Annotated in this window: 12 protein-coding genes and 2 pseudogenes; 5 read left to right on the forward strand and 9 right to left on the reverse strand. The window is 59.3% G+C overall.

The features are described 5' to 3' along the window. Positions 1 to 81 precede the first annotated feature (81 nt). The 7 genes from J7655_RS10965 to J7655_RS10990 form a co-directional block, all read right to left on the reverse strand. Complete coding sequence (locus tag J7655_RS10965; RefSeq protein ID WP_230924474.1) at positions 82 to 1272, reverse strand: trans-sulfuration enzyme family protein; 1191 nt, start codon at positions 1270 to 1272, stop codon at positions 82 to 84. Between the two features lie 252 nt (positions 1273 to 1524). Beyond that, on the reverse strand, positions 1525 to 2307 hold the full coding sequence (locus tag J7655_RS10970; RefSeq protein WP_147810842.1) for a MetQ/NlpA family ABC transporter substrate-binding protein: 783 nt from the start codon (positions 2305 to 2307) through the stop codon (positions 1525 to 1527). Between the two features lie 323 nt (positions 2308 to 2630). After that, the gene (locus J7655_RS21045) at positions 2631 to 2828 is read right to left on the reverse strand and encodes a hypothetical protein (protein ID WP_420850864.1); all 198 of its coding nucleotides are present in this window, start codon (positions 2826 to 2828) and stop codon (positions 2631 to 2633) included. 21 nt (positions 2829 to 2849) lie between these two features. Continuing rightward, positions 2850 to 4130, reverse strand: coding sequence for a methyl-accepting chemotaxis protein (locus J7655_RS10975; protein WP_420850865.1), 1281 nt, complete (start codon positions 4128 to 4130; stop codon positions 2850 to 2852). A 321-nt stretch (positions 4131 to 4451) separates the two neighbouring features. Next, positions 4452 to 5021 (reverse strand): DUF6436 domain-containing protein, encoded by a 570-nt coding sequence (locus J7655_RS10980; protein ID WP_230927713.1) that lies wholly within the window; start codon positions 5019 to 5021, stop codon positions 4452 to 4454. Positions 5022 to 5242: 221 nt separating this feature from the next. After that, positions 5243 to 5653, reverse strand: coding sequence for a hydroxyisourate hydrolase (uraH, locus tag J7655_RS10985; protein WP_230924475.1), 411 nt, complete (start codon positions 5651 to 5653; stop codon positions 5243 to 5245). Between the two features lie 14 nt (positions 5654 to 5667). Beyond that, on the reverse strand, positions 5668 to 6165 hold the full coding sequence (locus J7655_RS10990; protein WP_230924476.1) for a GlcG/HbpS family heme-binding protein: 498 nt from the start codon (positions 6163 to 6165) through the stop codon (positions 5668 to 5670). Between the two features lie 145 nt (positions 6166 to 6310). Here J7655_RS10990 and J7655_RS10995 point away from each other — a divergent pair, with 145 nt between their 5' ends. The 4 genes and pseudogenes from J7655_RS10995 to J7655_RS21055 form a co-directional block, all read left to right on the forward strand. Continuing rightward, complete coding sequence (locus J7655_RS10995; RefSeq protein WP_230924477.1) at positions 6311 to 6982, forward strand: heavy metal response regulator transcription factor; 672 nt, start codon at positions 6311 to 6313, stop codon at positions 6980 to 6982. Continuing rightward, entirely contained in the window at positions 6979 to 8370 is a 1392-nt protein-coding gene (locus tag J7655_RS11000) for a heavy metal sensor histidine kinase (RefSeq protein WP_230924478.1), read from the forward strand. Before J7655_RS10995 ends, J7655_RS11000 begins: the two co-directional genes overlap by 4 nt. 170 nt (positions 8371 to 8540) lie before the next feature. Further along, a pseudogene (locus J7655_RS21050) lies at positions 8541 to 9299 on the forward strand (PAS domain-containing protein); the annotation flags it as partial. 114 nt (positions 9300 to 9413) lie between these two features. Continuing rightward, positions 9414 to 9851 (forward strand): annotated as a pseudogene (locus J7655_RS21055) (methyl-accepting chemotaxis protein); the annotation flags it as partial. 193 nt (positions 9852 to 10044) lie between these two features. On the opposite strand, the gene J7655_RS11010 reads toward J7655_RS21055, so the two are convergent. After that, positions 10045 to 11004: a GGDEF domain-containing response regulator gene (locus tag J7655_RS11010; RefSeq protein WP_230924480.1), complete on the reverse strand. Its 960-nt coding sequence runs from the start codon at positions 11002 to 11004 to the stop codon at positions 10045 to 10047. Further along, entirely contained in the window at positions 10997 to 13453 is a 2457-nt protein-coding gene (locus J7655_RS11015) for a response regulator (protein WP_420850866.1), read from the reverse strand. Before J7655_RS11015 ends, J7655_RS11010 begins: the two co-directional genes overlap by 8 nt. Positions 13454 to 13581: 128 nt before the next feature. Between J7655_RS11015 and istA the strand changes: the two genes are divergently transcribed. Next, entirely contained in the window at positions 13582 to 15096 is a 1515-nt protein-coding gene (gene istA / locus J7655_RS11020; protein ID WP_230924482.1) for an IS21-like element IS1491 family transposase, read from the forward strand. Positions 15097 to 15107: the final 11 nt, after the last annotated feature.

The raw sequence follows: 15107 nt of genomic DNA on the forward strand, positions 1-15107 counted from the left end.
CTGCGGATCGACCGAGCACTGCCAGTGCTCTCTCGCCGCAGTGGCTGGCTGCAATCACGCAGCCGTATATGGCCGTATGACTCAGAGACGATTCAGCGCCTGGATGAAGTCTTCAACGATATCCTCGGCATCCTCGATACCGACTGATACACGAATGGTGCCGTCGTGGATGTCGAGGCTGCTCAAGGTCTCGGCCGACAGTGCACGGTGCGAGGTCTTGCCGGGGTGGGTGATGCTGCTGGCTACGCCCGCCAGCGAGGGCGCAAAGGCGGTGTACTGCAATTCGCGGATCAGCCGATCCACATCTTCCAGGCCACCTTTGAGGGTGAAGCTGAGCATCCCGGAATACCCCTTGCGGAACAGTCGCTGCGCCAGGGCATGATCCGGGTGCGAAGCCAGGCCTGGGTAGTACACCTTGGCCACCCGCGGGTGCGCCTGCAGCGCTTCGGCCAGTACCAGGGCATTGCTGGAATGGGCGCGCATGCGCAGGGCCAGGGTTTTCGCACCACGGAAGGTCAGCCAGGCCTCGAAGGGGCTGGCGCTGCCGCCGGCATTGATCTGGAAGCGCCTCGCCTGCGCCACCCATTCGGCATCGCCGACCAGGATGCCGCCCGTGGCGTCACTGTGCCCGTTGAGGTATTTGGTGGTGCTGTGCAGTACCAGATCGGCGCCATCGGCCAACGGTTGGTACAGCGCCGGCGAGAGAAAGGTATTGTCGACCAGCAGCTTCAGGTCATGCGCCTTGGCCAGGCGCGCCAGCGCCGGAATATCACTGATCCGTACCAACGGGTTGGAGGCAGTCTCGGTGTAGATCAGCCGGGTACTGGGCGTAATCGCCGCCTGCACTGCGGTCAGGTCGTTGATGTCCACCAGGGTGGCACTGATGCCAAAACGGCTTAGTTCACGCTCGATCAGACTCTGCGTGGTGCCATACAGCTCGCGGCTGGCGATCAGGTGATCCCCGGCACTGAGCCGGCCAAGCAGCGCGGCGCTGACCGAGGCCATCCCGGAGGCCGAGAACAATGCTGCTGCACCGCCCTCCAGGTCACGAATCAGTTCTTCCAGCGCACTGGTGTTGGGATTACCCAGGCGCGTGTACATGTAGTTGTCGGGGTTGCCCGCGAGAAAGTCGTCGACCTGCTCCAGCGAGTCATAGACGAACACCGACGTTTCGTAGATCGGCAGGGTCTTGGCACGGGTGACCATACGCTGGTCGACCGCAACGCCACTGTGTACCGCGCGGGTAGACACCCCAGGCAGTCGTTCACTCATAACAATCTCCACGATTCAGGCTTGAGAAGCGACGGCGAAGCATACCTGGCCGAATGGCCAAAAAAGAACGCCGAGCCAGCTAAGCCGGCTCGGCGTAGGCGCAAACCTGTTCAAACAGGTTCACGGGCGTGTTCAACGAAGGCAGCCCAGGTATTGCGGGGTCTCCGGCTTGCCTCCTGTGCAGCAGTGACGGGTGTTTCAGTCAATCCACTGCGCTGCCAAGCCCCAGCCCCAGCCGCCGTATAAATCCGATCAGAAAGCCGGCAGCACCGCACCCTCGTAACGTTTCTCGATGAAGGCTTTGACTTGCGGGCTGGTCAGCGCGGCGGAAAGCTTCTTGATCGCCTCGCTGTCCTGGTTGTCCGGGCGCGCCACCAGGTAGTTGACGTAGGGCGAGTCGCTCCCCTCGATCGCCAGCGCATCGCGCTTGGGATTGAGCTTGGCCTCCAGCGCGTAGTTGGTGTTGATCAGTGCCAGGTCCACCTGATTCAACACACGCGGCACGGTAGCCGCCTCCAGCTCGCGGAATTTGAAGTTGCGCGGGTTATCGACGATATCACGCGGCAGTGCCTGGGCACTGTTGGGGTCCTTGAGGGTCAGCAGGCCGGCTTTCTGCAGCAGCAGCAAGGCCCGGCCGGTGGTGCTGACTTCGTTGGGGATGGCGATGGTGGCCCCGTTCGGCAGCTCGTCGAGAGATTTGTACTTGGCCGAATAGGCGCCGAAAGGCTCGACGTGTACGCCCTGCACGATCACCAGTTCGGTACCGCGCTGCGCATTGAAGGTGTCCAGGTACGGCTTGGTCTGGAAGTAGTTGGCATCCAGATTCTTCTGGCTGACCTGCAGGTTGGGTTGCACGTAGTCGGTGAAGACCTTGATATCCAGATCCACGCCTTGCTTGGCCAGCTCGGGTTTGATCAGTTCGAGGATTTCGGCGTGCGGCACCGGGGTGGCAGCCACGCTCAGCTTTTCGCCAGCGTGGGCCAGGGAGGCAGTCAGGGCAGCGGCCAGGGCAGTCAGCAGCAGAGTCTTCTTCATGATGTCCTTGTTCTCGGTCTTGGCGCAGACTGGATCAGCAGTCCGGCGCGTTGGGCAGGTGCCCGGCAGATGTGGCGGGCTGAATGCAACAGTACGGAGAAATGTTTATTCCACAAAATAATTATTATTTATTTTCTTATGCAGAAAATTTATTACCGATGACCATGACGCTCTCGAAACAGAGCACGTGCCTGCAGGTGTTTGCGAATATCACGCCCGTCAGTACCGCTGGCTGAGCTTCGTGTGTTCAGGCACGTATACCGACCTGGCTGACAAGGGTTTCACTTGCCGGCCTTGGATTGCTCCGATTCGGCCGGCAGCGCTCAGGTGGAGACGCTGAAGCGCTGACTGAGGGCAATCAATCGGCCCGCCAGTTGGCTGAGTTCCTGACCGTCGCCATCGAGTTCATGAGCGTCTTGTAGATTACGCTCAGCGACCTGTTCGATGCTGCCCAGATGCTGGCTGATCTCGGCACTGACTGCAGCCTGCTGGTGGGTTGCGGCTGCGATCAGCTCGTTCATGCGGGTGATGGCTTCGATGTCTTATGCCACGGCAGCCAGCAACTGCGCGGTGGTGACACTGTCCGTCACGCAACTGCGGACGCTGTCTCGGCTCTGCTGCATGGCGCTGGCAGCCTGACGGCTGCTTTGCTGCAGCGCGCTGATGATGTTCTGGATCTCGGAAGTCGACAGCGCGGTCTTCTGCGCCAGATTACGCACCTCATCTGCAACCACGGCAAAGCCTCGCCCCTGCTCACCCGCACGGGCAGCCTCGATGGCTGCATTGAGGGCCAGCAGATTGGTCTGTTCAGCAATGGCGCGAATCACCTCGACAACCCTGCCGATCTGCTCCGACTGTAGCGCCAGGGACTGCATCTCGCGCTCAGTTTCATCTATGTGATCCGAGAGTTTGTTGATCTCGCTGCGCACATGGTCGACTGCGCGGCTGCCCTCCCGTGCCTGTCCATTCACCGCCTGGGCTGCAGTTGCCGCCTCATCGGCATGGCCGGCCACCTCATCGATGGCTACGCTCATCTGCTGCATCGCGCCACTCATGTAGCGCACCTCGTTTTGCTGGCTGGCAGCCCCCTGACGCAGTTGCTCCGTAGCCTGTACGAGGCTAATGCTCATGCGTTGCAGACCATGAGTATCCTTGAGCACTTCGCTGACCAGCTCATCGAGCAGGCCAAGGAAATGATTGAAACGCAGCGATACCTTGCCGTTCAGGCGGCTGCGCACACTGAGATCGATGCCTTTGCTCTCTTCGCTCAACTGCGCGACGGTGTCCATCAGTGCAGCCCCCTCCACCGCCTCGGCATAAGTCTGGCGCGCGAGATAGATCAGGATTGCCGATTCCAGGACGACATAGAACGCGTGCAGAAAGATCACCGGCCAACTACCGTCGCGTACGACCACCACCCCGACTTCTTGCAACTGCAGGGCGAAGAAGCTCAGGTGATGTAATGCAATCACCAGAGCCGCCACCGCAATGGGCAGCCAGTCGCGGTAATACACCAGAAAGGCCAAGAGCACGAAAATACCGAAGTGCATCTCCAGCAAACCGCCACTCTGGTTGATATGCAACGCCGACATGACCATGAAGGCTGCGCCGATGGCACAACGCAGCAGACGCCGCCCTGGAATCAGCTGATGGAGCGCGGTCATGATCAGCACCGTGCTACCGCCGACCAGCAGTGCCTGTCCCCATGTGCCATGCCAGGCTGCCAGCCCGAGGGCATAGACGAACATCAGCCAGAGCACACCGAGCATGATGCGATCGGCCTTGCGGTAGTGTTTTTCAATCAGTGACTGCTGGGCACTCATTTTTCAGTTCTCTGGGCAGACGCTGTGGAAAATAAAGGTGTGAGTCGCGCCGCAAACCTATACAAATTCTATATTTTGTAAATGTTTTGTCCAGCTATATACGCACCTGTCGTTGCAACGGACTGTAACGACTCGTGAAAAGCATAGATGCCGAAGTTGCCGACAGATACTGCGAGCAGGACGCTGCATGAAACATCCTCGGGCAAAGGTCAGGCGCGCCGCATCGCTGCAGCAGCGCTCTGCGCATCCAGGTGATGCACAGACGTATTCTGGGGGGATATCGATGCAGGCTTACCGAGCGCAGGCACTCGCGTGCAAAGCCTAAGATCGCCAACTGCAGAAGCAACCAACAGCCATGCCATTGCCTGCTCTTACTCTGCGTCCAGCAATCAACGCCTCGAGAATGGGTTCGATGAAACTGTTGCTCGAACTGCAAACCGCCCCTTCGCTGTAGGGGCCGAAATAAGCCAGCTCACCCTCACGATCCCAAATCGCCACGGCAGGGCTGGCGGGAATGTGCTCGGCGGCGGTCATCCCCAACAGGGGCTGCAACGCCTTCAATGTGATCGGCAACTCACCCTGGCTGCCCGCTTTTTGCGTGAAGTGAAAGGTCACGTCCGGCGAGGCATAGCGGTCTATCAGATCAGCCAGATGCTGCTGATTACCGGCATTGCATGGGCACGTGGGGTTCCAGAAATGCACGATACGGATGGGGCCAGGGCCGGCCATGTCGGCAGGTAACTGCAAGCTGGCACTGTCGAAGAGGGCGAGTTGATCGCTGAAGCTGCGCAGATAGCGCCCCTCGAACCACCAGAACGCATACAGCATGGCCACCCCCCACACAGCAAGCAGGAGGATTGCCAGGACAAGGTTTCGTCTGGGAGCTGTCATTGCCGACCTTCTGATCAATTGCCCCAGCTTGCCACCGTCGTCCTGAAAACAGAACGTCACCCTGCAGATATTCTGCAGGGCAATAGTGCAGGCTTGGGCATTCTGATCCGCCATCAGCAGTGGCGTGGCCAGCCAAGCCAACTTGCCTTGAATCTCAGGTGCAAGGAGATGCCCGATCCGCCGGACACCTCCTTGCAGGCTGCACTTAAGCGCCTGGCACCTTAGTTGCCACGGTATGTCGAAAAACCGTAAGGGCTGAGCAGCAGCGGGATGTGGTAATGCGGCACGGTGCCATCGACTTCGAAGATCACGGGGACTTCGGGGAAGAAGCTCTTCATGTCGTGCTTGGCGAACCACTCGCCGGTCTTGAACGTCACCCGATAGGTGCCCTTCTCCAGCGACTTGCCTTGCGGGTAGAGGGCAGTGATACGGCCCTGCTCGTTGGTGATGCCATCATTGAGCGTTTGCCAGCTCTGCCCGTCCTTTTTCTCCAGTGTCACGGTCACCGCAGGAGACGGCAGACCATCCTGCAGGTTGAGCACGTGAACGCTGAGTGGATTGCCATCTGCCAGGGCCAGGGACGACAGGCCACTGAGAATGGCACCGGCGAGAAGGGTTTTGAGCGTTTTCATGTTGTATCTCCGTTTCATTGATGGGTGGAAAGAATCTGTTCGATGGCCGTGCGCGCGCAGCGCTCGTCATTGGCCGCCCCGCCCGCCCCGGCAACGCCAATGGCACCAATGACCTGATCACCGACTTTCAGAGGCAGGCCACCGCCCAACAGCAGAAGCTCATCGAGGGTGTTGAGGTTTTCGGTATCCGGGGTATTGCGGGCGCGCTCGGCCAAGAGACCTGTTGCTGTTTTCGTCGACAGCGCGGTGAAGGCCTTGCGCTGTGCTGCTGCCGTGTTGTGCGGGCCAACGTTGTCGTCACGCTGCAGAGCAACCAGGTTGCCGCCACGATCGACCACCGCCGCGACCGCGCTGCGGCCATCGGCGTGGCAGGCAGACAGGGTTGCATCCAGCAGCTGATTGGCCAGCGGCAAGGTCACGTCCTGACGCATCGCGACTTGCTCGGCGGCCCATGAGCTGGATGCGAGGATCGACAGCGTCAGTGCTGACAAGGTGATGTGAAGCTTGAACATGCTGTTCTCCTGGTAAGGCTCGGCTGAGCGGATGCCGGCAATCTTGCCCAGCCATGACCGTCAGGCGGATTGCACCAGGATTACGAATTTGTAATGGGAGTCGGCAGCGGTTGCGCCTAGGCTATGCACAGATTCAGGAGAGAAAATGCGAATTCTGGTGGTTGAAGACGAAGTCAAAACGGCTGATTACCTGAGAAAGGGCTTGAGCGAATCAGGCTTCATGGTCGAGGTGGCGCTCAATGGTCTGGATGGTCAGCATCTGGCGCAGGAGTTCGAATTCGACCTGATCATTCTCGATGTCATGCTGCCGGGGCTCGATGGCTGGCAATTGCTGCAGATCATCCGGCGCAGGCACGACACTCCGGTGCTGTTTCTGACTGCGCGTGACGCCGTGGAAGACCGCGTCAAAGGGCTGGAGCTGGGAGCTGACGATTATCTGGTCAAGCCTTTCTCCTATGCCGAGTTGCTCGCCAGGGTTCGCACCCTGCTGCGGCGTGGGCCGTCGCGCGAAATCGAAAGCTTCCAGGTGGCCGACCTTGCACTCGATCTGCTCAAGCGCAAGGTCAGCCGTGCGGGGGATCGTCTCAACCTGACCAACAAGGAGTTCGCTCTGCTCCATCTCCTGCTCAGCCGCCAAGGTGAAGTGCTGTCACGCGCATTGATCGCCTCGCACGTCTGGCAGATGAATTTCGACAGTGACACCAACGTCGTGGACGTCGCCATTCGACGGCTACGGGCCAAGGTTGACGATCCCTACCCAGTGAAACTGATACATACCGTCAGGGGCATGGGCTATATGCTGGATCTCCAGCCATGAAGGTGTGGCCCAGAACGCTCAGCCTGCGCCTGGCACTGATGTTCGCATTCTCGAGCTGCCTGTTGCTCGGGGCGGTAGCCGTCTACCTGTATCACTCTCTGGAGCGGGAAATTCTCTGGCGAGACGATCAGGCTCTGCTCGGTCGCCTGCAGCACATGCAGGCCCTCCTGGATGACACCCAGAGCATTGAAGCCCTGCGCAATCGCCCTCAGCTTTACGAAAACATGTTGGGCAACCGGGATAGCTTCCTCTGGATAGTCGATGCGAATGGGCGCATGCTGATTGAGGTCAACCCAGCATCCTTGCAATTGCCCGACCTGGCGCCCGCCCCAGCTCCGCAGTTGGGCAATGACCCACACAACCCCTCACTGCGCCTGGCCTGGTTGGATGTAGCGCGCGCCGCAGGGGCTCTGAAGCTGATCGCAGGCAAGCGTTCGGATGAGCGCGAACAGATGCTCGGGGCCTATCGCAGCAAAATCTGGATGGCACTTGCAGCAGGTGTGCTGCTTGCATTCGCGCTCGGCTGGCTCATCAGCCAGCGAGGCCTGCGCCCGGTTAGAACGCTGGCCACACAGGCCGCAAGCATTGACCCCCGGCACATACATCTGCGCCTCGATGATTTCGCCGACACCGTCGAACTGGAAGTGCTCAGCCAGGCACTGAACCAGATGCTGGAAAGACTGGAACAGGGCTTCGCCCAGTTATCGCGCTTTTCTGAAGACCTGGCCCACGAGATGCGCACGCCTCTGACCAACCTCATGGGACAGAGCCAGCAACTGCTTGACCGCAGCCGCTCACAGGAGGAATACCAGAATGCGCTCGCCTCCAATCTGGAAGAGTACGAGCGGCTGGCGCGGATGATAGACAGCATGCTGTTCCTGGCCAGGAGCGAGCAGCCGAAGGCAACGCCTAAGCGCAAAGCGACCGATCTGCGCGCGCTGACTGAACAGCTGTGCGAGTACTTCGAGGGTATGGCAGCTGACCGCGGCATCACGCTGGTCAACCACAGTAATGCCAAGCTCCTGGCCGATCCCGAACTACTGCGCCGGGCGCTTGCCAACCTCATCGCCAATGCACTTCGTTACGGCGCAGCGAATAGCCCCGTCACCATCAGCACCCACACGACGGAAAGTACCCTGGAACTATCGGTTCACAACCTTGGCGACGTGATAGAACCCGGGCACATGCCGCATATTTTCGAAAGGTTCTATCGCTGCGACGCATCACGCAATCAACCTGGCGACTCCGGCGGTCTCGGCCTGGCCATCGTGCGCTCGATCATGCATGCACATGCAGGTGAAGTGAGGGTGACGAGCGACCACACTGGAACGACATTCAGGCTTGTCTTTGACACAACCAGAGCACAGAGTGAAGGCCTACCCGGCTGACCAGGGTCTGTAGGACAGTCGTCGCGCGCAAGTCAGGCAAGGCAAAAAGAGCAGAAAAGTCCCAGGCAGGACTGCCATTGCAAATGACTAATGGCGGGCTGGCAAGCCTTGCCCGGACTGACAAGGATGCAGTGGCATATCAGTAATTTTCCAATCTTGCGGAGACGTTAATGTTCAACAGTGCCCTTAAAAAAACGCTAGAAGAGCAGAGTGCAGAACTGTATCTACTGCGCCAGCAAGCTGAGCAGATGAATAGAAGCATGCTCGCCATCCGACTGGATGCACAATTCAATATCTGCGATTTCAACCCGAATTTTGCTGAAACACTGGGGTATAGCAATGATCTCCGGGGGCTCCCGCTGTCGGCCATCGTTCCACCTTACGTGAAGGACTTGCCCTGCTTTCGCTCATTCAATACTGCCATCTCGAAGTTCGAACCCGTCGCTGATGACTACCGCTATCTGCGAGCCGACGGGAGCCTGGCCTGGATCAGGCTGAATTGGTTCCCGATCAAAGACGAGAACGGAAAGCTGTCGCATGTTCAGGGCTATGGTAGCGAAATAACTCAGGCTCTCGAAAAAGCCAAGGAAAATGAAGCGTTCATTGAAGCCTTGATCCGCTCCACTGCCGTTATTCAATTTAATCTGGATGGCACGGTTATTACTGCCAATCAGCAATTTCTCAATGCCATGGGCTATTCACTGGGCCAGATTACCGGGAAACATCACCGCATTTTTTGTCTGCCTGAAGAGGTAAATACACCGGAATATGCAGCATTTTGGCAGACGCTCAACCGGGGTGAATACGTAGCCAATCGCTTCAAGCGGATCGACAGCAGAGGTAATGCGGTTTGGCTGGAGGCGACCTACAACCCTGTTCATGATGCCGAAGGCAAGTTATACAAAGTGGTGAAATTCGCCAGCGTCGTGACCGAGCAGGTGATCCGGGAGGCCCAGGTGCGCGAAGCTGCAGGGGTTGCCTATGACGTGTCTCGACAAACGGATGTGAGGGCCGTGCATGGGGCTGAAGTTGTGCAGCAAACGGTACAGACCATGCAGAACATTGCGGTAAAAATGCAGTCGGCGACGGAAAGCATCGAAGCGCTCGGCGAACAATCGCTGTTGATCAACTCAATCGTGCAGACGATTGGCGGCATTGCCTCCCAGACCAACTTGCTGGCACTCAATGCGGCCATTGAAGCGGCCCGTGCCGGTGAACATGGCCGCGGCTTCGCCGTGGTGGCCGATGAGGTGCGCAAGCTGGCTGGCCGAACCAGCGAAGCCACTGAAGAAATCGTCAGCGTGGTGCAGCAGAATCAGGCGCTGGCCGAGCGCGCCAGGCGGGAAATGTTCAGCAGCCGTGAGCAAGCCGAGCAAGGCCTGGCACTGGCCAACCAGGCAGGTAGCGTGATTGTGGAAATCCAGGAAGGTGCCAAACAGGTCGTGGGAGCCGTAGGACGCTTTACCGAAGAATTGCTGTAATGCTCTGCGGAACAGGCTGCGCGGCGAACGCCCTGATCAGCGTCCAGGCCGAATAATGGCGACCACATATCTGCAATGCCGACTCGAGCCCTTGTGCGCAAGCATTTTATGGCGCGTGCCATCGAGGCCGGGGCAATAACTGATATCGGCCAGGTAAGCCTGATCATTTTCACCTCATCCGATCCGGCCGGAATCAACCCTCAATACGGATGAAATGTGTGCGATTTCGCCCTTCATCCTTTGCCTGGTACAAGGCACGATCCGTAACCGCGATCAGTTCGGAAACGCTCAAGGGGTGATGCGCCTTCGCCCCCTGCAGCGAGTTACCGGTCAACATCCAACCGCTGCTGGCATGATCAAAGCTGGCGACTCCGACCGATACCGTGACATGCCCAAATGGACTTTCCCTGTGCTCCATCGCCTGCTGCTCGACATCAGCAACGATCCTGTTGGCCAGTTGCAGTGCGCCTTCGGCAGCGGTGTCTGGGAGTAACACCGCAAACTCCTCACCTCCATAGCGTGCAACCATATCAGTGGGCCGATGTATGCAGGCGCGGAGCGTCTCGGCAATCGTGATCAGGCACTGGTCACCTTGCACATGGCCATAACAGTCGTTGTAACGCTTGAAATAATCAACATCGAGTAACAGCAACGAGAACGGACGCTGATTGCGTAGAGCGCCCGACCAGTCACGCTCGATGCACTGATCAAACAGCCTGCGGTTGGCAATCCCGGTCAGCCCGTCGGTCTGCGCCAGTTGACTAAGACGATCCATCGCCAGTTTCAGGCGCAGGTGCGCTTGGGCACGGGCGTGAACAATCGCCGGCCGAATCGGCTTACCAATGAAATCGACTGCTCCCAGGGCAAGGCCAGCTTCTTCCATGCTGGCCTCGGTATGGCTGGTGATGAAAATAATAGGCACATCGGCCAAATGCGGATCGGCTTTGATGGCCTTGCAAACCTCGAAACCACTCATGCCGGGCATTTCAGCATCGAGCAGGACAAGGTCAGGCGGGTTTTCCCGAACCAGACGCAGTGCTTCATCGCCAGCCGTGGCAAAACGAATTTGCCCAAGGCCATTGAGGGCCTTACTCAAAATACGCAAGGTCGTGGTGTCATCATCGACGATTAACAGCGAGGGCTGATTATCCATGGAAGTGGCGTTCTTTCTTGAAAGTGAGGTCCAGTAACGTCAGCGCCTTTGGATAATCCAGCGCCTCTATGGCACGCCAGATCTGCTCGACCAGGACTGAATCGGCCTGAGCCAGCAGCGCGGGTGCAGCTAATTCGAACTGATCCAGTGCAGCAATATCCTGCTCGCGCAATTGTATGTAGAGCCGCTCGATGGCTGCAGGGTCAACATTGTCGGCACGCCCCTGCGGGACCAATGTCAGGGGTGCTTCGCAGTAAGGTTCGATCTGTTGACTCAGGCTGGCGTAGAGTCCGGAAAGCGTCTCGAGGATATCCGGGATGTGCTGGTCATTGGCATCGATACGCAGCAGGCGCTCCGCGCGGCTGGCCATTTCATGGACACCTTTGGCACCGATAACGCCCACAGCGCCCCGTAACTTATGCAGACGCGCCCGCAGAACATCCGGCTGATCATGCAAAAGCTCGAGCAAGGCAGCAGGCTTGGCAAACTCTGGAAATTCGGTGACGCAGTGACGAATCGCCCCCATGAAGACACTGCGGTCATGGCCTACATTGCGAGCTGCTTCGAGCAGATCGATACCGTCAAGTGCCGGCCAGTCAGCCAGTGCCGGTAGCTCACGCACTGCTGTCGAGACGTTGATTGGCATACCCCGCGTGCGCTCGACTGCCTTGCGCAAGGCACGGATCAACAATACGGGCTCCAGCGGTTTGGTCAGGAAATCATCCATACCGGCCTCTTCAGCCTGCCGCCGCTCCTCTGCCAGGGCACCTGCGGTGAGCGCGATGATTGGCAGCCTGGAAAGGCCCAAATCCTTACGAATGCGTCGGGTCGCTTCGTAACCGTCCATTTCCGGCATCTGAACATCCATCAACACCGCATCAAAGGCGTCAGGTTTGTCACGCAAGCGTTCCAGGACTTCGCGCCCATTGTCACAGGTGCACACTGTAGCGCCCTGCTGGCTCAGTAGCAGACTGCCCACCTCGCGATTGAGCTCGCAGTCATCAACCAGCAGCAATTTCAGGCCATCCAGCCAGCGTGCCGTGCCCGTATCCAACTCCGTCGCCTGCAGAACCCGCTCGGTGCTTCCCTGATGGCGTGCAACGCCGGTATTGACCGCATTGAAGAGGTCGGAAGCTTTGATTGGCTTCGATAGCACCTGATCGACGCACTTCTCGTAGCGGCCATCGACAAGATCCACCTTGTCATGGGATGACACGATCAGACTACTGGGCAAACGCTCCAGCCCCAGTTGGTTGGCAGCCTGTCTGAGCGCCTGCAGCCCATCGAGCTGCGGCATTTGCCAATCCACCAGCAGCGCATCGGGCAGCGCTATTCCCTGCTCCCGGCGAACCTCAAGCAGAGCCAGCATTTTTTCACCGGACTCAAGCATGGTCACTCGCCACCCCAGGCGCCGACATAGGCTCGCCAACTGTTCACGATCGGCCTGCTGATCATCGACCACCCACACCTCCAGCCCCTGGCTGGAGGTGCTCGCATCCCAATCGACAGGCGCAAGGCGCAGAGGTAGACGCAGCCAGAACTCACTGCCCTCCCCCAGTCGACTGTTAACGCCGACAGTGCCGCCCATCTGTTCGACCAGCCCACGCACCACCGACAGCCCCAGGCCTGTACCGCCATAGCGTCGTGTGGTCGAGGAATCTGCCTGGGTGAAAGGCGTGAACAAATGATCGATTACATCGGCTGCGATACCACAGCCGGTGTCGGTGACCGCAAAGCTCAGCCAGCAAAACCGCGATACCGACACCTCACAATTGGCCTGCACGGCAATGCTTCCGCGGGCCGTGAATTTCAGGGCATTGCCGATCAGGTTCATCAGTATCTGGTTGATCCGCAGGGCGTCGCCGATCACCCAGAGTGGCAGTGACTCGGCACCGTTGATGACGAAACTCAGCCCCTTCTCCTGCGCCTGCGGCCCGAAAAGCTCAGCCAGATCATCGAGTAACTGACGTGGACTGAACGGACGATTCTCAAGCCTCATTTCCCCGGCTTCGATCTTGGCTATATCGAGGATGTCGTTGATGATTCCCAGCAGCGAACGCCCTGCTATCTGCAATTTACGCAAAAGCCTGCGCTGCTCCTCGTCCATCTGCGTGGTTTGCAACAAGTGCGCAATGCCGATGACGGCATTCATCGGCGTACGAATTTCATGGCTCATATTCGCGAGAAAGAGGCTCTTGGCGGCATTTGCCGATTCCGCAGCCGCCTTTGCCTGGTGCAGTTCTGCGCTGATACGCAAACGCTCGGTAATGTCCTGGGCAATGCCCAGGTGCCCGATCAGTTCGCCCCCGCTGATGCGAATGGGGGTAATGACCATCCAGACCGGAACCCGCGAGCCGTCCTTGCGTACGTAAGTGCGGATTCCACGGTCATCTGGCCACCCATTCCATGAACATCTGACCACCGATTCCACGCTGATCCGGCCACCCATTCCACGCGCATCCGGCCACTGATTCCACGGCCATCCGGCCACTCAACCGGGCAGGCAGCTACGCAGGATTTCTTCACTACCATCGACCTCTTTTTCGAAGCAGAGAGGTCGTCGTGGAGCGTTTATCCATGCGTAAGATTCGCGAAGTACTACGTCTCAAGTTCGAGGTCGGACTATCAGCTCGCCAGATTGCGGTCAGCGTGCAGGTCGGTCGTGTCACCGTCGGCGACTACCTCAATCGTTTTGCCGCCAGTGGTCTCAGTTGGCCCTGTTCGTTGTCCGATGCCGAGTTGGAGCAGCAACTGTTCCCGCCGGCCCCGGCGGTTGTCAGCGAGAAGCGGCCTTTACCCGATTGGGCATGGGTGCATGCCGAACTGCGCCGCCCCGGGGTGACCCTGGCGCTGCTCTGGCAGGAGTACCGCCTGAGCCAGCCGCAGGGCTTTCAGTACAGCTGGTTCTGTGAGCATTACCGAGCCTGGCAGGGCAAGTTGGACGTGGTGATGCGTCAGGAGCACCGCGTCGGCGAGAAGCTGTTCGTCGACTATGCCGGCCAGACGGTGCCGGTTATCGATCGCCACAGCGGCGAGATCCGCCAGGCGCAGGTGTTCGTCGCAGTGCTCGGCGCGTCCAGCTACACCTTCGCCGAAGCCACCTGGTCGCAGCAGCTGCCGGACTGGCTAGGCTCCCATGCCCGCTGCTTTGCCTTCCTCGGCGGCGTGCCGGAGATCGTGGTGCCGGACAACCTGCGCAGCGCGGTAAGCAAGGCCCATCGTTACGAGCCGGACATCAACCCCAGCTACCGCGACCTGGCCAAGCACTACGGAGTGGCGGTGGTGCCGGCGCGGGCACGCAAACCGCGCGACAAGGCCAAGGCCGAAGTCGGCGTGCAGGTGGTCGAGCGTTGGATCCTCGCGGCCCTGCGCAACCGTCAGTTCTTCTCCTTGGACGAACTCAACAGCGCCATCTCCGTGTTGCTGGAGCGGCTCAACCAACGCCCGTTCAAGAAGCTGCCGGGCTCGCGCCAGACGGCCTTCGACAGCCTGGATCGTCCGGCGCTGCGCCCCCTGCCGGTGCAACCCTACGTCTACGCCGAGTGGAAGAAGGCGCGGGTGCACATCGACTACCACGTCGAGGTCGATGGGCATTACTACTCGGTGCCGTACCAACTGGTGAAGAAACAACTGGAAGTACGCCTGACAGCGCGCACGGTGGAGTGCTTCCACGCCAATCAGCGGGTGGCCAGCCACCTTCGCTCACCGCACAAGGGCCGGCACAGCACACAGGCCGAGCACATGCCCAAGAGCCATCGCGAGCACGCCGAGTGGACGCCACGACGGCTGATCCGCTGGGCTGAGCAGACCGGGCCGAACACGGCCGGCGTGATCAGCCACATCCTCGAACGGCGCATCCACCCAACCCAAGGCTACCGGGCCTGCCTGGGCATCCTGCGCCTGGGCAAGACCCATGGCGAAGTGCGCTTGGAGTTGGCCTGCCGTCGCGCCCTCAGCCTCGGTGCGTGCAGCTACAAGAGCCTCGAATCGATCCTGCGCCAGGGGCTGGAAAACCTGCCGCTGGCCCAGCAGCACCTGCCCCTGCTGCCGGACGACCACGCCAACCTTCGCGGCCCCGGCTACTACCACTGAACACAAGGAAT

This window comes from Pseudomonas wenzhouensis (genome assembly GCF_021029445.1).
Taxonomy (GTDB): Bacteria; Pseudomonadota; Gammaproteobacteria; order Pseudomonadales; family Pseudomonadaceae; genus Aquipseudomonas; species Aquipseudomonas wenzhouensis.